Raw genomic sequence first — 21,459 nt, 5'->3', positions numbered from 1 at the left:
TATGCCTTTCTTTACACTGACTGCATTTGATAAAAGCGGGGAAAAATTATTGGATGAAATGTTTGAAGCCGTAAATGAAGAAGAAGCAAAAAAAATTGGTGAGCAAAAATTGCGTGAACATAACTGTTACGATAAAACACATCGCTGTACATCATCAAGCGGCAAGCTCATCCTTTTCCATCGCTAACATTTGCTGCGGGGGCAATCGGGTATTCTAGTGACTTTGCTTCACTAGATTTTTTACAAAGTTAGCTATGTTTATAAGTTCCTCTTTCAGTAATCCCTCCTTAAAGACTATATTTCTGCTTTAAAGATTTCAGAAGATGAATAGTGCAATCAATATGCTGTACTAGGAAAAGGCTCTAAAAATGATGGAAAATAAAAATGCTACTGCTTTGGAAAAAGATCAACAAGCATTCATGAATGAAGCAACTACAGATATTACAATAGATGGGCTAGTTCAGCCAAAAAGCTTCAATAAAATTATTTACTATGGTAATAGATTCTATTAATAAATGATATTGAAGGAAGTGGGGATAATTAAAAAAATTCATGAGACACAATCGACGGAAGAATTTCATAATGTAGGCGAAGATAAATTATTTACATCGATAGAAGACTTACAGAAAATTGAAGCGGGAAGAGTATTCAAAGGGAATGTCTTCCATTTGAGTACTCTACCTAAGAGAATTAAGTATTTAGGATATTTTATTTTTTGCTTTATTATTGTTACAGTTTTTTAATATTAATCTTAAATTTATTTTCTTTAAGGGGTTATTGGTACATCACCACGTTTTGATTATTTTTATGTTGCATTCAAACTTTCTCATAAGACTGACACTTCCTTTGGATGTCAAGGGATTTTTCTTGTTTCTCTTCTCGACTTCAAAAGGAATTAGAATGCAATAATACTACATAAAAAAGGCGATTGTATGGAAAAAGAAATGAAACCTGATTTTTATAGGGAGTAATGCGCGTAATATCTGTCATCCGCACTTTTTTGAAAGTTTTGTTTCAGCAGATTGGGCATATCCGTTGTAATGATGACTGTTTGTGGCAGCTTTGAATTTATGGACAGCAATGGCTCCCAATCCCTCGTCGTTTATGATTCGAGCCGTTGTTTCTGGAGACATACGAATCCTTTATTTACATAGCTTTTGTGTAATTTTTGGACTTTCGCAGGTTTTGCAGGACTTTTAAATACTCATTTCTAATCTGTTCAACCAATGGCTCTTTTCGTTGTTTCTGATTTCTTTTCGAATGCTGGAGCCAGGCGTAATCCCCCACGCTTCCACAAAAAATAGGCCTCAGACATCCGTCTGAAGCCCATGATAGCCGCTCCAAGAAACCTTATCGAAACAGCTCTTCCATCATTTTTAGCTTTTCGTTCGTATAGTGGACGAAATGTTCGTTATACACTTTCGGTTCTTTTGGGTTCGCAAACCGCGTAATAGTTCGTGTCTTTGGATGAACAAACTTGCTCGATGCTCCGCAGCCAAGTCCGATAATCGATTGCTGTTCTTCCATGATCATAATGTTATAAATGCTTTCTTGGCCCGGAAGCGCATAACCGACATTTTCAAGATTGCCGAGAATATTTTTTTGTCGATATAGATAATAAGGAACATAGCCGTGCTGCTTTGTCCAATCTTGGGCCGCTTTCATCATCGCGCCGATTTCGTCACGGTCCGCGACTTTATACTTCTCTTTATTCTTCGTCATCTCGGACGCCCGTTTAAAGGACAACGTATGAACGGTTAACGACTCCGGCATTAATTTTTCCGTTTCCACTAATGTATGGTTAAATTCATTGATTCCTTCCCCTGGAAGCCCGATGATTAAATCCATGTTAATGTTGTTCATTCCCATGCTGCGGGCAAGATGGAATTTTTCAATCGTTTCGTCTACCGTATGATGGCGTCCAATCGCCTTTAACGTTTCTTGAATGTATGATTGCGGGTTAATGCTAATGCGGTCAATGTTCCACTTTTTGAGCACATTCAATTTTTCTGGAGTAATCGTATCAGGGCGCCCTGCCTCAACGGTAATTTCACGGACGCGATCCACGTTTGGAAACGACTCATACATTTCCGCATACAATCGATCCATTTCTTCCGCAGTAATGCTCGTTGGCGTACCGCCACCATAGTAAATCGTTGTAATGTTAATGCCGCGCTCCTTTAAAAACCGTCCAACTTCCCTCATTTCATAATGAAGTCCGGCTAAAAACGAATCAACAGAGCCTTGGCGTCCATTAATCGCGTACGCCGGAAATGTGCAATACGCGCATTTCGTCGGACAAAACGGAATGCCGATATAGATGCTTACTTCATTCGTTAGTTCGTATAAGTCAGGAACCACAGTTAGCTGGCGATCCACAATCTGTTGCATAAGCTGAATTTTTTCTTCCGTCACTAAATAATCTTCTCGAAGCTGGCGATGCGCTTCCTCTTTGGACAGACCTGATCGCAATTTTTGATGCAACAACTTCACCGGGCGCACACCGGTCAAAATTCCCCAATGCTGAATGAGCCCGGTATATTGTTGCATAAGCGTCAAGTATACATGAAAAACGGTATTTTTTACTTGCTTAAAACGCTCTTTCTCATCGGTATATGGGCGTAGATTTTTTTCATATTCCGCTTTCAACACGTTTCCGTTCGCTGTAAGAGTTCCGCGCACAACGCATACGTCTTCTCCATTTAATAAAAACGTCACGATCATATCGGGATCATGAACCGGCTCAAACGATACGTCATTTTCTTCAAAAAATAAATCGGTAATGACTTCAAGCGGGCGCTGAAATCGTTCGACATCTCGCAGCCCATTAATTTGAATACGCAACGACATCACCTTTCATTTCAAATTCCATTTCAAACTTATTTAAGTGTACAGAAGGCCCTCATTACTCGTCAAGAGACGATTATTTCCGGTATTAAGAAAAGCGCAAGCGCCCCAATTTCTCCTAAAAACTGTCCACGTCCTGTGTGCAAACGGTGAAAGGTCTTCATCCCGGTTCCCGCGACAGACAAATGTTATTTCCTCGTAGATATGCTTGTACTTCGGAGAGAACTGGGCTTTTCTCCGAACTCTCGATCATCACTTTTTAATTCTTGAAGCAAGCGTTGCATGGATACTCATTCAAGAAGCAAACAAGGTTGGGAGCTGAAGCTAGATAGTTTTCCTCGAAAAAGAAAGCGAGATATGAAAATAAAAGCTGGGCTCGACGCTCCCAGCCTTTTACCTAACGCTTCATTTTTAGTTTTCGTAAAAACTCTGGACGTTGTTGTTTTCGGAAATGTTCTTTAATCATATACGCCACGCCGAGCTGTTCGTTAGAGCGTGTCACCCAGTCGGCGACTTTCTTCACTTCCGCCGGAGCATTCCCCATCGCCACTCCTAAGCCTGCTGCCTCAATCGCCGGAATATCATCAATTCCATCGCCAATAACAACCATTTCGTTCAATAAAATTCCTAAATGATTTCCGAGTCGTCTTAATCCCGCTAACTTCGACACCCCTTGCGGCACAATTTCCATCTTTCCGTTCGGTTGCATAATGATCTCAATATTCGGAAAGGCTTCCCTTAACACTGCAGCAGCTTCCTGTATTTCTTTCCCATTTGCAAAATATACATCGATTTTAGGAACAGTTAACGGATCATCGCGCAGCACATCACCGAGAGAATCAACAAATTGTGTTGGATAAAAAAATGGATCCCCTGACGACAATACTGTTTTAGCCACTAGATCCTTTTGAACTTTTTTCCGATTGCCGATCGAATATCGTTCATGCATTAAGCGAATATTGCAAGAGAAATTTTCCAATACTTGAACAATATTAAACGTACGTTCTTCAGGGATAACTGCTTCGTATATTTTCTCATTCAATGATTTTCCAATGATCGCTCCTTGAAATGTAATAAGCATGCTATCTAGTTTTAACGCTTTGGCGATTTTTCGCGCCGCTAATAAGTTCCGGCTCGTTATTAGTGTCACATAAACCCCTTTTTTCTTTACAAACTCGACCGCTTCTTTCGTTTCTTTTGGCAGACGACCGTTATTTTTCAAAATCGTGCCATCAATATTGAGAGCAAGCAATTTATATGCCACAGATGCCTCCCCCTTTTTCATGTTGTCACACTTGCCTTATCACTTCATAGCTATGACAATACGGACAAAAAAAGAACACCCACTATATGAGTGTTCTGATTTATTCAGCAAAAGAACGATATAATTCTTCGAGCGGTTTCATCGCAATTTGTTGAATATCCGCCATGACCATACTCATTCGTTGCTCGATCTCCATTAAATTCGCCAATTTTTCATTTCGTTGTGCCTGCGTCATTGCATTTTGCGCTTGTTCCACTTCTTCAGGGGAAATCGACGTTCCCATGAGTTGTTTTTGATGAAGCTGCATTTGCAAATCACGAAAATAAGTGAACATCCGATATGCTGTTTCATCACGGCGCACTTCTTCATACGCATGCTTTAACTGTTGAAAATCATTGCTAGAGCGAATGGCTTGTTGTAGTTGCTGAGCGAGATTATACAGTTGGGTCGACATGAGAAAGCCTCCTAATATAAAAAGTAACGTTTCACTACCACTAACGTATGCACCAATCAAGCGCGATATTCCTTTATTATAGCACAAAACTCCCAATACTTCTCCATGAATGACACTCAAATCCAAAGGCCGACGATTCCTTGTAAAATTCTAATTAATCCGCCCAACAGCGCTCCTAAATACGTAATCATTTTGAATTCGCGCTGCGAAATCGACAAAATCATTTCTTCTAGACGTTCGACAGAAAACGTTTCGACTTCGGAACGAACAATATCCGCTAATTGCAATCGCTGAACAATCTCTTCCACTTGTCCGCTCAGCCATTGTCCTCCTATGGACACCACTTTTGGAATCCATTCGTTCATGATTTTCGCTTGATATGGGACAACAACATCCGCTAATGGTTTTTCCACTGTTCTTGCAACAAATTGGTGAATCGATTGCTGTATTCGTTCTTTTCCAACTAGATCTTCGATCGCTATAAACGGATAATCAATAAGTTTGTTCCATTCTGTTAACAAAAGGCGAGCAAGTTAGTGACACCGCCAATAATTGCCCCGACAGCAACCATAAATAACAAATACAAAATCGTTTCCATGTTTCTCCCCTTTCCCACATTCCATCTATCACCAATACTAGGCGAAAAACATACGATACCATATGAAACGTTTGCTTAAATTCCCATTATAGAGCTTGTTGAACGAAAGCGTAAATGAGGGAGAACGATGAACCATCCCCACGTCATCGCTGTTTTGACGGAAATTTTTCATACAGAATCTGGCGTTCATTTTGGCTCTATTCACGAATTTTGCCAGGAATTAGCATATTACAGCCAAAAACAACAGGTAATGCTGTATGTCACTTCGTTACCAATGTATTTAAAAAATGATCAACAAGGATACTGTTGGATTGATGGAAAATGGCAGCAAATCTCTGTTCCGCGGGCGCATGTTATTTATAATCGCATTCATTCGCGAAAAACAGAGCATTCTTGTTTATTTGAACAATTAGTAAAAAAGGTAAAAGATGAGCATATTCCGATGTTTAACCATCGTTTTTTACACAAATGGGAAGTGCATCAACTTTTATCAAACTATCATTACTTACAACCGTACTTGCCCAAAACGGAGCTATTGACAACAAAAACAATATTGGATGACTTTCTCGAACAATTCCCTGTCGCTTTTATCAAACCAATTCACGGTAGTCAAGGGAGGAATATTTTTCGCATCGAAAAAACAGAAACCGATTTTCGGCTTGATTATTCAACTTTTACGAAGGATATGGTACAGCAATATTCTTCAACTTGTTCATTGTTTTTTTCGTTGAAAGAAAGAATAAAATATCCGGTCATCATTCAGCAAGGATTATCGCTAAAAACCGTTCAACGCCGCCCTGTTGACTTTCGCTTATTATGCCATCGCATCCATGGCAGCCAGTGGCAAGTAACATCCGCGATCGCCCGCATCGCTCAAGAAGGACAATTTGTCGCCAACATTGCCCGCGGTGGTGACATCGTTCCACTCTCCTCGCTGCTAAGGCAATTTTACGATAAAAAAACTGCTTCATTGCAAAAAAGCTTTTTAAAAGAATTAGCGTTAGAAGTAGCGAATGCATTGGCGAATGAAGCCGATGGGTTATATGGTGAATTCGGCATCGATTTGGCGCTTGATCATGATGGAAAACCGTGGATCATCGAAGTGAACACCAAGCCGTCGAAACAGGCGGATACGTCGACCGCTACGCAAGCGATTCGTCCTTCTGCCAAAGCCATTATTCATTATTGTTTGTCGCTTAACAAGCAAAAAAAGGAGTGAGATAATTGATTTCTCTCGGTTTTTTGACAGTGTATGAATACCAAGAGCATGACTACGTTACAGAAATCGCCAAACGGGCACATCATTATGGAATCAGCGTATATCGCTTTACTCCGCTTTCGATTGACCCACTAACGGAAAAAGTGAATGGAGAGCGCTTTGATGACGAGTCACAGTCTTGGATTTCTTGTATGTTTGACATCCCTTCGCTTTTATATGACCGATGCTTTTACCGTTCCGATGACCGTTCGAAAAAAAGCAAGCCAATTGTACAATGGCTAAAAAACCGTCCGGACGTCACGTTTTTAGGGCACGGATTCCCGAATAAGTGGGAGTTATATCAAAGTGTTAGCAACCATCCCATTCTTTCGTTTTACACGCCTAAAACCGCTCGGTTACATTCAGCCAATGACCTCACGCGAATGCTGCGAAACGAAAAGGCGGTCATTTGCAAGCCGGAACAAGGCTCTCGTGGAAGAGGAATTTATATTGTAAAAAAAGCGGGCAAACAGCTGCATGTGATAGATGCCTTTGGAGACACGATCTTACACGTTAACACAAGACAAACATTAAATCAGTGGCTTGACTCATTACACAGCACCTCACCTTATCTTATTCAGCCGCTTTTCTCCTTTCAAACGGACGAAGGAAACCCATTCGACCTTCGCTTTCTTTTACAAAAAAACGAACATGGCCAGTGGGTAGAACGAGGCAGAGGGGTGCGCATTGGCAACACCGGTACTTTCGTAGCGAACATAAGCGCAGGTGCTACCATTTATCCGTTTTCGGAATGGGTTCATCATCTTTCTCCGCACAAACGCTTGCTGATTGCGGATGGGATTGATACCATTCTTCGCTCATTACCGCCATACCTTGAACAGCAATTCGGTCCGTTGTTTGAACTTGGCCTCGATATCGGCGTCACAGGTGATGGAGCGGTATGGATCATCGATATGAACTCAAAACCGGGGCGGAAAATCGTCACAGAAACCGCGCCGCACGAAAGCGAGACATTATATCACTCTCCACTTCGCTATTGTCAGTTCCTAGCCAAAGAGGTGAATATACAATGAACATCTATGCATTAACAATTCAAAACCACGGCGAAAATACGGTTTGGCTTCCCTCTACAGCTCCCTTGTCAGGGCAAACGGACATCGCCTTCGGAAGCGTATCTACTTCTTGTCAAATTGTTTCATCTTCTGCCCTCAACAATGAGATTATCGTCACTAAAGATGTCGCAGAACGTCTACGCATTCCTTTTGCCAATCGCATTCATCTCTTCCTTGATGAAGATACCATTTATATTGGACCGTTAATTGGCATCTTTACAGCCGGATTTACGAAATCATCCATTCGACCAATTGGAAAAAGAAGCTTTTTCTTTGCGAAATTATTATCGAACGAAAAAAAGGTCGGCGGATTTGCGTTTGTATTTGGGGCTCACCATATTCATTGGGACAAAGGAACAGTCACCGGCTACTTTTACACGAAAACAGGCTGGGAACAACATGAAATTCCGTTTCCTAACGTCATTTATAACCGTCTTCCCAACCGGCGAACTGAAAATGAAACAATGTTTCAAGAAATTAAACAAAAATTAAAAACGGAATATTTTATTCCATGGTTTAATGAAAACTTTTTTAACAAATGGGACATTTATTGTTTGTTGCAACAACATCCGCTTGCTCGCGCCTATCTTCCGGACACAGCGAGCCCTCCAACAATAGAGGCAGCACAACAATTTTTGGATGAATATCAACAAGTTTATATTAAACCAGCAAACGGCAGTCTCGGGTTAGGAATTTATCAACTTATTCAGCGTAACAACTCCTATTATTGCCGATTCCGGGACCATCAAGGATGCAACCGATTACAAAAGTTTCCAACCCTTTCAGATTTATGGGGAAAATTGTTAGCAGATAAGAACATGGAGCTGTACATTCTCCAACAAGGGATTCCACTCATTGAAGTGAACGGAAGAAAAGTAGACTTTCGCATTCATACCAATAAAGACGAGCATGGAATATGGCAAGTGAGCGCCATCGCTGCCAAAATTGCGGGGAAGGGAAGCGTGACGACCCATATCAATAACGGAGGAATCGTCAAAACGGTAGAAGAAGTGTTTCCGAAAAAAGAGGAACAAACGAAAATGACAGAGCGGTTACAACACGCTGCCCTTACATTAAGCCGCTGTTTAGAGGAGCAACTTGATATGATGATCGGCGAAATCGGCTTTGACATTGGAATCGACCAACAAAACAACCTATGGTTATTCGAAGCCAATTCCAAACCCGGCCGCTCCATTTTCAAACACCCGAAATTAAAACAATACGATGAGCTAACGACCGTTCTATCACTGGAATACGCCGTATATTTAAGCAAACAAATGATTACTGCACCAGAGGCATTACTGACATGAAAACCATTTATTATAGCGTGCATACGCAAACATGGTTTCACCGAGACAAAGGGTGCACCTACACGCTCGGCCATAACAACCATGCGTTATCATTTTCTGAGCAGATTCCTTTTTTATCGTTTCGCGTCAAAGAAAGGCACGGGAAAGTCGGACCGCTCGTTGGAATACTACTGAGCGAATCGTCTATCCCCCATCTTCAAAAACGACAGAAACGTTACATCGAAATGATTAATTCCCATTTACAAACGTCCGGCGGAATCGGGATTGTCTTCACATTAAACGGAGTCCGTGCTAATACGCTTCATGGATACATCTTTTCTGAGCAAAATGAAGAATGGATCGAAACGATTACCCCGCTTCCCGATGTTGTATATAATCGAATAAAAAGCCGCAGCGAAGAAAAATCAGAGACATTTCGCCAATTCATTCAATGGCTTCATAACCATCGAATCCCATACTTTAATCCTTGTTTTTTTGCAAAATGGCAGCTGTATGAGCTGCTGCATACAAACGAACGGTTGCGCCCACATCTTCCTGCAACCGTTCAAGTGCACACAATTGATGACATTCTCACCATGCTACACACATACAAACACATTTACATGAAACCAAACGGGGGCTGGAAAGGAAAAGGTATTTTCACCTTAACGTATACCCCAACAGAAGAAATCATTTTTGAACGAATGCATGAACGAAAGCTTCTCTCTCGAATCGATGAACTGAACGAGCTTTACGAGTTAACAGAGTATATTGCTCAACAAGCGATTGATTCCGACACGTTCCATGGCAACCGTTACGATTTGCGTATCCTCGCTCATTACAACAACGGAACGCATACGATAAGCGGCATTGGCGTGAGGCTGTCACAAACCCAGCAAATGACGACGCATATTCCGAACGGGGGAAGAAAAATTCCATACCGCCTTGTCCAAGAGCGATTTCATGAATCCCTTTTACACACGATCGTTCGTGAATGCGGACTAACATTATCTGAACACTTAGGGTTTATCGGAGAATTTTCCATTGACATCGGGCGAGGAACCGACGGGCAATTATACATTTATGAGCTGAACTCTAAACCGATGATTTTTGATGAACCGGAGATTCAAACTCACGGCGCCAAACGCCTCATCGCTGTATTTGATCAGTTAAGCGGGTTTGCATCATCATAACAAATAAATTTCCGTATTCTAATGCACGCTCCAAAGCTCGGTCCGCCGCTTGTTGCGGTGCCCCAGAAAGAGCCGCTCGCAATTCATAGCACAACATTGCTTTCTTTATTTCGTTGCCAAGCGCAGCGTTGACGAGATCATTAACTGATCCATCCATGACCGCATCGTCTACGCTTTTCTCGCCATATCTTCCCGCGATTAAAAAATAAATATATTGCCATAGCTCATATTGCTTTTGCTCGTATTGTAAATAAGAGGCTAACTGTTGCTTCCATCTCTCTTCTGACAACCGTGCCATTAACTTCTCACCGAGACGTTGGGAGACACTCGTCGCCTGTAATATTTGTTTTAACGTACCAATCATCATCTTCTTTCCTCCTTGCTTGTCCAACTGCCACATATATATGAAAAAGACGGGGAACATATTCCTAAATACACATACACTATTCATATACCAAGGAGGAAAAACGATGGCAGACCACAGTCAGCAGGCTCGAAAGGACTCCCATTATGAGGGGAGAGATAAATATTATATGGACATCGACCGCATGATTAATGAAGGCATGGGCGGTGGCTACGTCCACGCACGCAGTGATGTTACAAACATTGAAGAAGCTTGTGATTTAACAAAAGAGGAACCTCCTCACGAGATATCATAATGGTAAGAACCGATTTTCTCCTTCGTTGAGAAAATCGGTTCTTCTTTCTGCTATAATAGAAGTAACGATCTGGCGGAAAGGAAAGTCATGCTCATGATTGAACAACTACAATCACATTATAGGGATGCGATGGTTATTAACATAGATCCTAAAAACCGAGAGGATTATGAATGGTTTTATACGAAAACAGGCGATCAAATCGGGATTTTAAAGCATGTATTAACAGAGCGGGAAAAACAATTGTTGTCCATTTTTTTAACACCACTGCCGAACCATGATCTCTTTATGACGAGAGAAGAACTTGCATGGTATCGGTTCATTGTACATGGAGACTCTACACAACTCAATCTTCTTTCAGAGCACGCACCTTTCTATAGATTCATTCAATTCCACATCAAGCAAACAACCGTTGACAAAGATGATTTTCGTGAAGCGGTAAAAGGATTGTTCCGCGAAAATGTTATAATTATTTGGGAACAAAATCATCGCGGAACGATTATTGAAAATAAGTATGATCAAACCGATCATGACGTACCTTTTGCTGAAATGATTGATACGCTATCAAGCGATTTTTACATTACTCTTCACGTATTTATCGGCCAAATCTATCGCTTCGATGAAAATCTTTTGCACTTATTTCGTTTAGAAAAACAATATTTTCAACTCTCACAGACTTATATTCCAAAACAAACTGTTTATACTATCGAAGACATTATCCCTATTTTATTTATTCACCAGCATCCAGAATTTGAGAAGATCAAACCATCACTTCAGTTTCTCAACACCATTGATAAAGAATTACTTGATACAGTAAAAGTGTTTTTACAATGCAACTTAAATGTCTCATTAGCGGCAAAAAAGCTATATATGCATCGCAATAGCCTTCAATATCGCATAGATAAATTTATCGAAAAGACAGGGATTGATATTAAACATTTTAAAGGAGCGGTTGCTGTGTATTTAGCCATCCTTATCAACGAATATACCGATCGCTAAATTCGTCATCATGCCTGAACCTCTTTTCATTTTTTGTGCACGTTGTCCATTTACGCCCTACGCCATTTTTCGGTACGCTTAAACCAAATGAAACCGATTTCAAAATGGAGGTGCTGGACATGGCTGAACTTCGTTTAGAGCACATCTATAAAATCTATGACAACAACGTCACTGCTGTAAAAGATTTTAATCTTCATATTCATGATAAGGAATTCATCGTCTTTGTCGGTCCGTCTGGTTGCGGTAAATCAACAACCCTTCGGATGATTGCTGGACTTGAAGAAATCTCAAAAGGCGATTTATACATCGATGGTAAGCGCATGAATGATGTTGCACCAAAGGATCGCGATATCGCAATGGTATTCCAAAACTACGCGCTTTATCCGCATATGAGCGTCTATGACAATATGGCATTTGGTTTGAAATTACGTAAATTTCCAAAAGATGAAATCGATCGACGTGTTCGTGAAGCAGCACGCATTCTTGGTCTCGAACAATACTTAGACCGCAAACCAAAAGCGCTATCCGGTGGTCAACGTCAACGCGTTGCCTTAGGTCGAGCGATTGTTCGTGATGCAAAAGTTTTCTTAATGGACGAACCGCTTTCAAACCTCGATGCAAAACTTCGCGTCCAAATGCGTTCAGAAATCGCGAAATTACATCAACGTTTAGGAACAACGACGATTTATGTTACACACGATCAGACAGAAGCGATGACGATGGCTACTCGTCTTGTCGTCATGAAAGATGGGGTTATTCAACAAGTCGGTACCCCGAAAGAAGTATATGAAAAACCAGAAAACATTTTCGTCGGCGGCTTTATCGGTTCACCGGCAATGAACTTCCTAAAAGGAACATTACAAGATGGTACTTTCGTCATTGGCAATGTCACTATCGGAGTTCCTGAAGGAAAAATGAAAGCACTTCGCGAGCAAGGTTATGTTGGTAAAGAAATCATTTTAGGCATTCGTCCGGAAGACTTCCACGATGAACCTGTGTTCATCGAAGCATCACAAAATACAAAAATTACGGCAAACGTGGAAGTCGCGGAATTACTCGGTGCTGAAACGATGATCTATTCGCAAATTAATGGTCAAGAATTTGTCGCTCGCGTTGATGCCCGCACAGAAATTAAGCCTGGTCACCAATTAGACCTTGCGTTAGATATGAATAAAGCACATTTCTTTGATGTAGAAACAGAAAAACGCATTCGTTCGAATAACGAATAATCACATCACTTTCCCCAATATGGATATACAAATGACCCTAGCTTTTGAAAGCTGGGGTTATTCTTTTATAAATCGAACTTCTTCGTGGTGGCAATGCGGACAATAAAAAAGGTGTACACATTCGTGATATCCAAACGTTGTCGGATATCCGTCTGCTCGTTTCATCATATCAATATCCATATATGGACTATAATCATCAAAATAATCTGTTACCTTCCCTTGGTCCTGTAGTTTTCCTTGGCATTGAGAACAATACATAGATAGCTCCCTCAATCCATTACAAAGCGGGCAAACATTCATAAGCGCTGCCTCCTATTTCAAACATACCTTATTTTACTATTCCCTCACGATCCCAATCGTAAAACGTAAAAAATTACCATAATGTAAGAACGAATAATAATAAAAAAACGTTTCAAACTACTAGTACCATCCCCGATAAACACGTTGGGTTCAGCCAAGTTTGGCAGCGTGCTTTATTGCGCGCAGTGCTGGTGCAACTCCAGCCAACCCAGCCATAAAAATTTCAATAAGGAGATGATCAAATATGGCTCAAAATAACAGATCTAACCAATTATTAGTTTCTGGTGCACAACAAGCAATCGATCAAATGAAGTATGAAATCGCTCAAGAATTTGGTGTAAACCTTGGTGCTGACACTACTTCTCGCGCTAACGGTTCTGTTGGTGGCGAAATTACAAAACGTTTAGTTGCAATTGCTCAACAACAACTTGGTGGTCAATTCAGCAACGTTCAATAATCAGTGAAAACTGCATATATATGGCTAAAGCCCCAAGCATTTTGCTTGGGGCTTATGTTATTTACTGAATCAATTGTAAAAATTTCTTTGTTCGTTCATGTTGAGGATTCGTAAATAGTTGTTGTGGTGTGCCGCGTTCAACAATAAATCCGCCATCCATAAAGATTACTTCATCGGCTACTTCTTTGGCAAATCGCATTTCATGTGTGACAATCACCATCGTCATTCCTTCATTTGCCAAGTCTTTCATCACCTTCAATACTTCACCGACAAGTTCTGGATCTAACGCTGACGTCGGTTCATCAAATAACATAACTTCTGGTTCCATCGCCAGCGCCCTGGCAATCCCAACACGCTGCTGTTGTCCTCCTGATAACTGAAACGGATAATGATGAGCTTTGTCCGCCAGTCCTACCTTCGTTAAAAGTGCCATTGCCTTTTGGCGCGCCTGCTCTTTTGCTTCCCGTTTCACCGTCACCGGACCTTCCATGACGTTTTCTAAGGCGGTCATATGCGGAAATAAGTTGTAATTTTGAAATACCATTCCTGTTAAGCGACGGAATTCATGAATATCTCGTTTCGTCATGTTTTGAGAAAAATCAAGCTGTCTGTCACCGATCGAGATTTTCCCTTTTGTCGGTATTTCTAGTACATTTAAGCATCGCAAAAACGTCGTTTTTCCTGATCCCGAAGGTCCAATAATGACTATGACTTTTCCTTTATCTACCGTTAAATCGATCCCTTTTAATACCTCTACATCACCAAACTGCTTATATAATCCTTGAACAGAAATCATCGTTCCTATCTCCTTGTCATTACCGCGCAATATAGCGGTTCAAACGTTCTTCAATTCGGCCTTGAACAATCGATAATAAAAAGCAAATTACCCAATAAATCAGTCCAGCTTCTGTATACAATAACAAAAATTCATAGTTCGTTGAAGCAATCTCTTGTGCTTTTCGAAACATTTCCGCGACAAGAATCAACGAAGCAAGCGACGTATCTTTCACCAAGCTAATAAACGTATTGGATAAAGGCGGAACAGAGACGCGCGCTGCTTGCGGGAACACGACACGCCGTAACGTTTGTCCATAAGTCATGCCAAGTGAATAAGCCGCCTCCCATTGACCTTTTGGAATAGATAAAATGGCAGCGCGGATAATTTCTGACGCATACGCACCAACATTTAATGAAAAACCGATAACAGCCGCCGGAAACGGGTCAATGGTAATCCCAAGATTCGGCAAGCCATAAAAGATAATAAACAACTGTACAAGTAATGGCGTTCCACGAATCGCAGACACATATACTCTTGCGATAATCTCTAACACTTTCACGCCGGAAAGGCGGGCAAGCGCCGTCAGAATCGCTAAAATCAAACCAAGTAAAAACGTGATGATCGTGAGTGGAATCGTATAATACAAAGCTCCCTTCACTAAAGGGAGAAGGGAACTTTGAGCAATGGCGGTTAACCGTTCAGGATCGAGCATAACATTACTTAGATACATCTTGACCAAACCATTTCTCTGAAATTTTTGCGTATGTTCCGTCTTGCATCATATCGTGTAGCGCCTTGTTTACTGCATCAACGAGCGTGTCGCTGCCTTTCCGGAACATGAATCCGCTTTGGGAAGCATCGCTATGAGTCGCAACAATTTTAATTGGCGCATTCGGTTTTTGCTTTAAGAAATCAAGAACCGACAACTTATCGTTAATCGTCGCATCTACTCGTTTAGAACCTAATAATTCAATCGCCTGATTAAAGCCTTCCACACCGACAATTTGCGCTCCATAGGATCGCGCTAAATCGGCATAATTACTTGTCATTGATTGCGCTGCTTTTAAACCTTTAATATCTTCAAATTTCGAAATTTTATTATTGTCTTTATGAACGACAAGCACAGCCGCGGATGTAATATACGGATCGGAGAAATCATACTTCTTTTGACGGTCAGGACGAATTCCTACTTCATTGGCAATCATATCAAAGCGTTTCGCATCTAGCCCTGCAAACATCGCATCCCATTGCGTTTCCATAAATACAGGCTTGACACCAAGACGCTTTGCTACTTCTGTCGCAATTTCAACATCAAACCCTGTTAACTTTCCGCTTTTATCATGGAAAGTAAACGGAGGATATGTACCCTCTGTACCAATGCGTAACTCCCCTGCTTTTTTCACTTGTGCCAATAAATCATTTTTTGGTTTATCGGCCCCTTCTTGCCCTTGCTGGTTACCGCAAGCAGCCAGCAACAAGAAAGAAACGGCTAACAAAAAGAACAAACTTAGCGAGAAACGTTTTTTCATTTATTCAAACCTCCATTATTCCGATTGGTGTTCATAACATATGTCATAATAAAAAAGTTTTACACAGATGTCAAATAGAATTCACGTAGCCAATTCATACGGCCGTTTGATGGTGGCAAATTTGTGTACAAAAATAAGGAGCTTTCTCGCTCCTTATATATTTTCTGCAATTGGCTCGCTTAAAGATACAAGCACTTTGCGAATTCTTCGATTTTCCACTTGCCGCACCGTCAAGGTAAGAGGGCCATAATGAAGCGTTTCACCTACATTTGGAATGCGTTCAAACATCTCGAATACCCATCCTCCCAGCGTATGGGAAGAGCTTTCCGGTTCGTCAATTTTCATGAGTTCACAAAACTCATCAAGCGGCAATTCCGCATTCAATTCATAACTATAATCATCGATTTGATGAATATTTTTTACCGCTTCATCATGTTCATCCCATATTTCCCCGACGATTTGTTCAATAATATCTTCCAATGTAATGAGCCCTGCTGTCCCGCCAAATTCGTCGACAACAATAGCCATATGCACTTTGCTTTTTTGCAATTCCGGCAACAAATCGGAAATTTTCATTGATTCGACAACAAACAGCGGTTTCCGTAATAACTCGCGAACGTTCACTTCTTTTTGTTGAATGAGTTGACTAAAAAAATCACTCTCTGATAAAATTCCGATGACGTGGTCTATATCCTCTTCATACACCGGGATACGCGAATATTTTTCCTCAAGGAAAATGTCGCGAATTTGTTCAATCGGCTGATTAACCTCAACTGCAATCATATCAGCACGCGGTGTAAAAATTTCACCAACTAAAATTTCATCAAAATCGAGTGAACGATGCACGAGCTCTTTCTCTTTATTATCAATAATCCCTTCTTCTTCACTTAAATCGATCATCACTTTGATTTCTTCTTCCGTAACTGCCGGGACAACAATCCCGTGAGTCAACCATTTTGTCCACTTTTCCTTGATCATCGCAAATAACGAGGTTATCGGAGAAAGCACCTTCACTAACGCATAAATAATTCCTGAATAGCGAAGTGAAAGCGATTCTGCACGCTCTTTCGCCATTGATTTTGGCAAAATTTCACCAAAAATAAGAAGTAACACCGTCATTACAATGGTACTAATGAACAAACCAACATTTTCGCCAAACGTATCAATTGCTACTTTCGCAGAAAGCGAGATCGCTGCAATATTTACGAGATAGTTCGCAACAAGAACCGTTAGCAAAACACGATCCAGATTTTCCGTGATATAGAGCGCCCGCTTACTGCCGCGCCGATTTTCTTCTGCATAATGTTTCAATCGTATTTTATTGACGTAAGAAAATGCACTTTCCGCCGAAGAAAAGAAAGCGGATAAAACAATAAAGAGAAGAAACAATCCAAACAGGCTCAGAGGCAATTCTCCCAAAGAATCTTCACACTCCTAAACCGTTACTTTGTTATTATTATCCATTTTTATTTATATGTATTATCATATCAAATTTTTCACCAAATGCATACTACCTAAACATGAACACAAAAAACCGCAGCTGTATAGCTGCAGTTTTTACGAGTCAATAATAGCGGCACCAATGATAAAGGCCAACGTCAGCAAAGAAGCAATATTCAATGTGATGGATAGCTCCTCCATTTTGTCCCCTCCCTTTATGATTATCCCCCATTATGATCGTAACAAGAAACAATTGTGCGTACGCATAATAATTCGTACAATTTTTTGACATGACAAACAAAAGAGCCCTTATAAAAGAGCTCTTCATCCTAAATAACGATAATATAGCGTTTTTGCTTCCTGAATATCTTTTGTTCCGTGAACGAGAGCACGCCCGTCTTGAAACACAACAAGCCGATGTTCACCAAGCGAAACGGATACAAGGTAAGGATTCGTTTCGACTTGTAACCCTTGCTTGGAAAACAATTGAGCAAGCTCGTGCAAATCGTATTCCCGCTTTGCCGCAGGACGAATTTGTACAGAATTTCGTCCGCATAAGACCGCTGTTTTCGTTTGCATGTCATACGAAAGGTATGGATACGTCGGATGGGTTCCACAAGATGGACAATCGTCTTTTTTCACTTGATCCACTCGAATCGCCGCATGCTGGTTTTTCCATAAATCAAACGAAACGAGCTTATTTCGAAGTGATTGCCAATCTTCCACAAGAATTTTTAATGCTTCCGCCACTTGATAAGCGACAACCATTTGTACAGCAGGGCTAATGATTCCAGCTGTATCACACGTTAAGCCACCAACAGGCACTGTCTCAAGCAAACAATGAAGACATGGTGTTTTCCCGGGGACAAAAGCATAACTAATGCCATAGCTGCCGACACAAGCACCATAAATCCACGGAATGCGATATTTATTCGACACATCGTTAATAATCATACGCGTTTCAAAGTTATCAGTCGCATCGATAAGAAGATTGGGATGCTGCTCTTTGACGATCGTTTCCAATTCTTGTGCCGTCGCATCACCGACAATCGCTGCAACCGTTACATCCGAATTGATTTGCTCAAGTCGCTGTTTGGCAGCGATCGCCTTTGGAAGGCGTTCTTTCGCATCTTCTTCACTATACAATTGTTGCCGTTGCAAATTGCTCCATTCGACATAATCGCGATCGATGATTGTGAGCTTGCCAATTCCTGCGCGCACGAGCGCTTCGGCGTTTCCAGTCCCTAACGCCCCTGCTCCAATTAGCAACACATGCTTTTTGGAAATCTTCTCTTGTCCGTCTTTTCCAATTGGTGCAAACAATTGTTGCCGCGAATACCGTTCATTCAAACAATGCTCATTCCTTCCATCGGACTGCTTGCCGTTGCGTACCGTTTTTTCGGAATTCTCCCCGCCTCATAACCGAGGCGTCCCGCTTCAATGGCAAGCTTCATCGCTTTTGCCATTTTCACCGGATCGGCCGCACCGGCTACAGCTGTATTTAATAGCACTCCATCTGCCCCTAATTCCATGGCAAGTGCCGCATCGGCCGGGCTTCCGATTCCCGCATCGACAATGACAGGAACCGTTGCTTGCTCAATGATGAGACTTAAGTTTAACGGATTGATAATTCCTTGCCCGGAACCAATCGGTGAGGCTCCTGGCATAATTGCGTGGCAGCCTAGTTGCTGCAGACGTTTTGCAAGCACGACATCATCCGACGTATACGGAAGCACAATGAATCCTTCTTCTAACAACATCTCCGTTGCTTTCAATGTCTCTACAGGATCAGGAAGCAGTGTTTTGTCGCAGCCGATGACCTCCACTTTAATCATATCACATAATCCTGACGCTTTGGCGAGCCGAGCAATTCGCACCGCTTCTTCGGCTGTCTTTGCACCTGCCGTATTTGGAAGAAGTTTGTATTTCGTAATCTCCAATTTTTCAAGAAAATTCGGCTGATTCGGCTCAAAAATGTTCATACGACGAACCGCAAATGTTAAAATTTCTGCACCTGATACTTCGACTGCCTCTTTTTGAACGTCAAAGCTCGGGTATTTACCTGTCCCCAGTAAAAGCCTTGATTGAAATTGATATGGTCCAATTTGTAACATCATCAACCGCCTCCTACAAAATGAACGATTTCGACTTTATCGCCGTTACATAATGTTGTCGTTTCATACTCTTGTTTTTGAATAATATTCAAGTTCACTTCCACAATGGCAATTTTGTGGTTTAATCGAAAATGAGACAGCAAATCAGAAACCGTTTTCACACTGTCTGGAAGTTGAATTGATTCGCCATTAATAATGAGTTCCATTCCTCTCCCCCTTTATGTCATAAATGTGTTACGTGACTGTTTCTTGTGACAGAAAAAGGAGCAAGGTCGATCTCCCCACTGCCTTTTCCTTCAATCAGATCAGCTACCAAAACTCCTGTAATCGGACTTAATAAAATCCCATTCCGATAATGCCCGGTCGCGATCCAAACTCTTTCATATTCAGGGTGTACGCCTATATATGGCAAACCGTCCCCCGTCTGCGGACGAATTCCTGTCCATGCTTTTTCCCATTCGGCATGGCGAATGCTTGGAATTAGCTGCTGCGCTTGTTCAAGCAACCTTTTGATTCCTTGTACCGATACTTTTTTGTCAAAGGTGTTTGGCGTAGAAGTTGCCCCGATGAGCAGCTTATTTTCTTTTTTCGGCACGATATAGCAACCGTTTTTCGCAAAAACCGTCGCTTGAACAAGCGGCCTCTCCGTTTTGACAAAGAGGCACTCGCCTTTCACTGGGTACATCGGTATTGAGATTCCTGTTCTCTCCAGAATTTGAGCGGACCATGCTCCTGCCGCAATGACAATGGCGTCTGCCGCCATCGTTCCATGGTTGGTGTACAGGAGATATGTCTTACCTTCTTTTAGAAAGTTAACGACCTCTGTATATTCACGCCATTCGGCTCCATAGACAATCGATGCTTTTGCAAAAGCGACCGATAAATCAGGGGCACTCACTTGCCCATCATTTGGAAGATACATCACACCTTTTAAATCACAGCTTACATTCGGTTCCATTTCCGTCGCTTCATGAATCGTTAGCCAACGGGCACTGCCATCGAATTTCTTCCAAAATTCATAATGACGCTGCAATGCTTCACGTTCTTCGTCCGTTACAGCTACTTTCAACATCCCTTTTTGCACGAGTCCGATATCAATGCCGGTCATCTCTTTTAATTCTTCGGCAATGCTCGGAAACATGGCGCGGCTTTTTAAAGCAAGCGGAAGGAGCGGGCTTTCGTTTGAAAATTCTGACTGTGCTCCGAGCATGCCTCCCGCCGCGCTCGAGGCTTGACCAGCCACGCGCTCTTTTTCCAATACAATAACGCGAAATTGGCGTTTTGCTAACTGAAACGCGATCGAAGCACCAACAACCCCACCGCCAATAATAGCGACATCATAATGGTTACCATTCATTGAAATCCTCTCCCCACTTTTTCACCATACGCGCATATTCCTTCACCTGAGCAAGTGGATCTTTGGCTAAAAATACCCCCGACATCACCGCGATGCCACTTGCTCCCGATTGTAATACTTGTTTGACATTGTCCGGCTGAATACCACCAATAGCAATAACCGGAATGTATATACTCGACGCAATCGTTTTTAATGTTTCTAATCCTCTCGGAGGAACTCCCCGTTTGCACTCGGTCGGAAAAACATGACCATACAGACAATAATCCGCCCCGCTTTTCTCTGCCTCCATCGCTTCTTCTAATGAATGAACCGAACAGCCGACAACAAGCGACGGAAAATGGGCTTTAACCGTTTTTGCAGACAAGCTGTGGTAAGCAAGTTGGACACCCTTCACTCCAAAAACAGCTGCCACATCGACGCGATCATTGACAATGATCTTTCTTGCCGGCACTCCGCGAGCAACAAGGGCAGAAATGAAATCAGCAAGTTCTCTTGCTGTTTTTGTTTTTTCCCGCACATGAATCGCATCGACATACGGATGAATGTGTGCCGCAATCGTCACGAATTGTTCAAGCGGCTGCATCCCCGTTGAAATGACATGAAATTGTGTGTTCATTTCAATCC

The 21,459-nt window shown here is 41.7% G+C and carries 25 protein-coding genes; 10 read left to right on the top strand and 15 right to left on the bottom strand.

The window, feature by feature from the left end; all coding sequences use genetic code 11:
- Position 1: 1 nt before the first annotated feature.
- Both ISX45_RS00550 and ISX45_RS00545 read left to right on the top strand, forming a co-directional pair.
- Positions 2-187 (top strand): YhzD family protein, encoded by a 186-nt coding sequence (locus ISX45_RS00550; RefSeq protein WP_181555660.1) that lies wholly within the window; start codon positions 2-4, stop codon positions 185-187.
- Positions 188-368: 181 nt separating this feature from the next.
- Complete coding sequence (locus ISX45_RS00545) at positions 369-512, top strand: hypothetical protein (RefSeq protein ID WP_194519708.1); 144 nt, start codon at positions 369-371, stop codon at positions 510-512.
- Between the two features lie 838 nt (positions 513-1,350).
- On the opposite strand, the gene ISX45_RS00540 is transcribed toward ISX45_RS00545, so the two are convergent.
- From ISX45_RS00540 to ISX45_RS00525, 4 genes are all read right to left on the bottom strand, one after another.
- A complete protein-coding gene (locus ISX45_RS00540) occupies positions 1,351-2,850 on the bottom strand; it encodes a coproporphyrinogen III oxidase (RefSeq protein WP_181555659.1) in 1,500 nt (499 codons plus the stop codon).
- Between the two features lie 394 nt (positions 2,851-3,244).
- The gene (locus ISX45_RS00535) at positions 3,245-4,132 is read right to left on the bottom strand and encodes a Cof-type HAD-IIB family hydrolase (RefSeq protein ID WP_194519707.1); all 888 of its coding nucleotides are present in this window, start codon (positions 4,130-4,132) and stop codon (positions 3,245-3,247) included.
- Between the two features lie 79 nt (positions 4,133-4,211).
- The gene (locus ISX45_RS00530) at positions 4,212-4,565 is read right to left on the bottom strand and encodes a YlbF/YmcA family competence regulator (RefSeq protein ID WP_181555657.1); all 354 of its coding nucleotides are present in this window, start codon (positions 4,563-4,565) and stop codon (positions 4,212-4,214) included.
- A 116-nt stretch (positions 4,566-4,681) separates the two neighbouring features.
- On the bottom strand, positions 4,682-5,086 hold the full coding sequence (locus tag ISX45_RS00525) for a DUF445 family protein (RefSeq protein WP_194519706.1): 405 nt from the start codon (positions 5,084-5,086) through the stop codon (positions 4,682-4,684).
- Between the two features lie 204 nt (positions 5,087-5,290).
- Here ISX45_RS00525 and ISX45_RS00520 point away from each other — a divergent pair, with 204 nt between their 5' ends.
- The 4 genes from ISX45_RS00520 to ISX45_RS00505 are packed head-to-tail and all read left to right on the top strand — an operon-like array spanning position 5,291 to position 9,976.
- Complete coding sequence (locus ISX45_RS00520; RefSeq protein ID WP_194519705.1) at positions 5,291-6,382, top strand: YheC/YheD family endospore coat-associated protein; 1,092 nt, start codon at positions 5,291-5,293, stop codon at positions 6,380-6,382.
- 5 nt (positions 6,383-6,387) lie between these two features.
- Positions 6,388-7,455: a YheC/YheD family endospore coat-associated protein gene (locus ISX45_RS00515; RefSeq protein WP_194519704.1), complete on the top strand. Its 1,068-nt coding sequence runs from the start codon at positions 6,388-6,390 to the stop codon at positions 7,453-7,455.
- Positions 7,452-8,804, top strand: a complete 1,353-nt coding sequence (locus tag ISX45_RS00510) for a YheC/YheD family endospore coat-associated protein (RefSeq protein WP_194519703.1) — start codon at positions 7,452-7,454, stop codon at positions 8,802-8,804. Before ISX45_RS00515 ends, ISX45_RS00510 begins: the two co-directional genes overlap by 4 nt.
- Entirely contained in the window at positions 8,801-9,976 is a 1,176-nt protein-coding gene (locus tag ISX45_RS00505) for a YheC/YheD family endospore coat-associated protein (protein WP_194519702.1), read from the top strand. The genes ISX45_RS00510 and ISX45_RS00505 overlap by 4 nt, the downstream gene beginning before the upstream one ends.
- Here the strand turns inward: ISX45_RS00505 and ISX45_RS00500 are convergent.
- Positions 9,933-10,343, bottom strand: a complete 411-nt coding sequence (locus ISX45_RS00500) for a hypothetical protein (protein ID WP_194519701.1) — start codon at positions 10,341-10,343, stop codon at positions 9,933-9,935. The two genes, ISX45_RS00505 and ISX45_RS00500, sit on opposite strands and share 44 nt — an antisense overlap.
- A 103-nt stretch (positions 10,344-10,446) precedes the next feature.
- Between ISX45_RS00500 and ISX45_RS00495 the strand changes: the two genes are divergently transcribed.
- The 3 genes from ISX45_RS00495 (at position 10,447) to ISX45_RS00485 (ending at position 12,860) form a co-directional block, all read left to right on the top strand.
- Positions 10,447-10,635, top strand: coding sequence for a hypothetical protein (locus ISX45_RS00495; RefSeq protein WP_181555650.1), 189 nt, complete (start codon positions 10,447-10,449; stop codon positions 10,633-10,635).
- A 93-nt stretch (positions 10,636-10,728) separates the two neighbouring features.
- The gene (locus tag ISX45_RS00490) at positions 10,729-11,631 is read left to right on the top strand and encodes a PucR family transcriptional regulator (RefSeq protein WP_181555649.1); all 903 of its coding nucleotides are present in this window, start codon (positions 10,729-10,731) and stop codon (positions 11,629-11,631) included.
- Positions 11,632-11,750: 119 nt separating this feature from the next.
- Positions 11,751-12,860 carry an ABC transporter ATP-binding protein gene (locus ISX45_RS00485; protein WP_181555648.1) on the top strand — a complete coding sequence of 370 codons (1,110 nt, stop codon included), beginning with the start codon at positions 11,751-11,753 and terminating at the stop codon, positions 12,858-12,860.
- Between the two features lie 57 nt (positions 12,861-12,917).
- Here the strand turns inward: ISX45_RS00485 and ISX45_RS00480 are convergent, their stop codons facing one another.
- On the bottom strand, positions 12,918-13,160 hold the full coding sequence (locus tag ISX45_RS00480; protein WP_181555647.1) for a hypothetical protein: 243 nt from the start codon (positions 13,158-13,160) through the stop codon (positions 12,918-12,920).
- A 244-nt stretch (positions 13,161-13,404) separates the two neighbouring features.
- Between ISX45_RS00480 and ISX45_RS00475 the strand changes: the two genes are divergently transcribed.
- On the top strand, positions 13,405-13,617 hold the full coding sequence (locus ISX45_RS00475; RefSeq protein WP_181555646.1) for an alpha/beta-type small acid-soluble spore protein: 213 nt from the start codon (positions 13,405-13,407) through the stop codon (positions 13,615-13,617).
- Positions 13,618-13,678: 61 nt separating this feature from the next.
- Here ISX45_RS00475 and ISX45_RS00470 read toward each other — a convergent pair whose 3' ends face one another.
- The 9 genes from ISX45_RS00470 to tenI form a co-directional block, all read right to left on the bottom strand.
- Positions 13,679-14,413 (bottom strand): amino acid ABC transporter ATP-binding protein, encoded by a 735-nt coding sequence (locus ISX45_RS00470; RefSeq protein ID WP_181555645.1) that lies wholly within the window; start codon positions 14,411-14,413, stop codon positions 13,679-13,681.
- A gap of 19 nt (positions 14,414-14,432) precedes the next feature.
- Positions 14,433-15,125: an amino acid ABC transporter permease gene (locus ISX45_RS00465; RefSeq protein WP_181555644.1), complete on the bottom strand. Its 693-nt coding sequence runs from the start codon at positions 15,123-15,125 to the stop codon at positions 14,433-14,435.
- Positions 15,112-15,924: an amino acid ABC transporter substrate-binding protein gene (locus ISX45_RS00460; protein ID WP_194519700.1), complete on the bottom strand. Its 813-nt coding sequence runs from the start codon at positions 15,922-15,924 to the stop codon at positions 15,112-15,114. Before ISX45_RS00460 ends, ISX45_RS00465 begins: the two co-directional genes overlap by 14 nt.
- 153 nt (positions 15,925-16,077) lie before the next feature.
- Positions 16,078-17,343 (bottom strand): hemolysin family protein, encoded by a 1,266-nt coding sequence (locus ISX45_RS00455; protein WP_194519699.1) that lies wholly within the window; start codon positions 17,341-17,343, stop codon positions 16,078-16,080.
- Positions 17,344-17,688: 345 nt separating this feature from the next.
- Positions 17,689-18,714 carry a thiazole biosynthesis adenylyltransferase ThiF gene (locus tag ISX45_RS00450; RefSeq protein WP_194519698.1) on the bottom strand — a complete coding sequence of 342 codons (1,026 nt, stop codon included), beginning with the start codon at positions 18,712-18,714 and terminating at the stop codon, positions 17,689-17,691.
- Complete coding sequence (locus ISX45_RS00445) at positions 18,711-19,478, bottom strand: thiazole synthase (protein ID WP_181555849.1); 768 nt, start codon at positions 19,476-19,478, stop codon at positions 18,711-18,713. Before ISX45_RS00445 ends, ISX45_RS00450 begins: the two co-directional genes overlap by 4 nt.
- 2 nt (positions 19,479-19,480) lie before the next feature.
- Positions 19,481-19,684: a sulfur carrier protein ThiS gene (thiS, locus tag ISX45_RS00440; RefSeq protein WP_181555640.1), complete on the bottom strand. Its 204-nt coding sequence runs from the start codon at positions 19,682-19,684 to the stop codon at positions 19,481-19,483.
- Between the two features lie 17 nt (positions 19,685-19,701).
- Entirely contained in the window at positions 19,702-20,835 is a 1,134-nt protein-coding gene (gene thiO / locus ISX45_RS00435) for a glycine oxidase ThiO (protein WP_194519697.1), read from the bottom strand.
- Positions 20,825-21,451, bottom strand: coding sequence for a thiazole tautomerase TenI (gene tenI, locus ISX45_RS00430; protein ID WP_194519696.1), 627 nt, complete (start codon positions 21,449-21,451; stop codon positions 20,825-20,827). Before tenI ends, thiO begins: the two co-directional genes overlap by 11 nt.
- Between the last annotated feature and the right edge of the window lie 8 nt (positions 21,452-21,459).

The organism is Thermaerobacillus caldiproteolyticus (assembly GCF_015326725.1).
Lineage (GTDB): Bacteria > Bacillota > Bacilli > Bacillales > Anoxybacillaceae > Thermaerobacillus > Thermaerobacillus caldiproteolyticus.
Note: the sequence above shows the minus strand (reverse complement) of the source record. Positions and strands in the feature narration are given on the sequence as shown.

Bases quoted from the DNA above. Each gene is read 5' to 3' on its own strand.
- thiO (WP_194519697.1), bottom strand. From the start codon at position 20,835: ATGAATGGTAACCATTATGATGTCGCTATTATTGGCGGTGGGGTTGTT.
- ISX45_RS00535 (WP_194519707.1), bottom strand. From the start codon at position 4,132: ATGAAAAAGGGGGAGGCATCTGTGGCATATAAATTGCTTGCTCTCAAT.
- ISX45_RS00520 (WP_194519705.1), top strand. From the start codon at position 5,291: ATGAACCATCCCCACGTCATCGCTGTTTTGACGGAAATTTTTCATACA.
- ISX45_RS00445 (WP_181555849.1), bottom strand. From the start codon at position 19,478: ATGTTACAAATTGGACCATATCAATTTCAATCAAGGCTTTTACTGGGG.
- ISX45_RS00460 (WP_194519700.1), bottom strand. From the start codon at position 15,924: ATGAAAAAACGTTTCTCGCTAAGTTTGTTCTTTTTGTTAGCCGTTTCT.
- ISX45_RS00480 (WP_181555647.1), bottom strand. From the start codon at position 13,160: ATGAATGTTTGCCCGCTTTGTAATGGATTGAGGGAGCTATCTATGTAT.
- ISX45_RS00545 (WP_194519708.1), top strand. From the start codon at position 369: ATGATGGAAAATAAAAATGCTACTGCTTTGGAAAAAGATCAACAAGCA.
- ISX45_RS00500 (WP_194519701.1), bottom strand. From the start codon at position 10,343: ATGATGATTGGTACGTTAAAACAAATATTACAGGCGACGAGTGTCTCC.
- ISX45_RS00530 (WP_181555657.1), bottom strand. From the start codon at position 4,565: ATGTCGACCCAACTGTATAATCTCGCTCAGCAACTACAACAAGCCATT.
- ISX45_RS00485 (WP_181555648.1), top strand. From the start codon at position 11,751: ATGGCTGAACTTCGTTTAGAGCACATCTATAAAATCTATGACAACAAC.
- ISX45_RS00470 (WP_181555645.1), bottom strand. From the start codon at position 14,413: ATGATTTCTGTTCAAGGATTATATAAGCAGTTTGGTGATGTAGAGGTA.
- ISX45_RS00505 (WP_194519702.1), top strand. From the start codon at position 8,801: ATGAAAACCATTTATTATAGCGTGCATACGCAAACATGGTTTCACCGA.
- ISX45_RS00490 (WP_181555649.1), top strand. From the start codon at position 10,729: ATGATTGAACAACTACAATCACATTATAGGGATGCGATGGTTATTAAC.
- thiS (WP_181555640.1), bottom strand. From the start codon at position 19,684: ATGGAACTCATTATTAATGGCGAATCAATTCAACTTCCAGACAGTGTG.
- ISX45_RS00550 (WP_181555660.1), top strand. From the start codon at position 2: ATGCCTTTCTTTACACTGACTGCATTTGATAAAAGCGGGGAAAAATTA.
- ISX45_RS00510 (WP_194519703.1), top strand. From the start codon at position 7,452: ATGAACATCTATGCATTAACAATTCAAAACCACGGCGAAAATACGGTT.
- tenI (WP_194519696.1), bottom strand. From the start codon at position 21,451: ATGAACACACAATTTCATGTCATTTCAACGGGGATGCAGCCGCTTGAA.
- ISX45_RS00465 (WP_181555644.1), bottom strand. From the start codon at position 15,125: ATGTATCTAAGTAATGTTATGCTCGATCCTGAACGGTTAACCGCCATT.
- ISX45_RS00475 (WP_181555646.1), top strand. From the start codon at position 13,405: ATGGCTCAAAATAACAGATCTAACCAATTATTAGTTTCTGGTGCACAA.
- ISX45_RS00495 (WP_181555650.1), top strand. From the start codon at position 10,447: ATGGCAGACCACAGTCAGCAGGCTCGAAAGGACTCCCATTATGAGGGG.
- ISX45_RS00540 (WP_181555659.1), bottom strand. From the start codon at position 2,850: ATGTCGTTGCGTATTCAAATTAATGGGCTGCGAGATGTCGAACGATTT.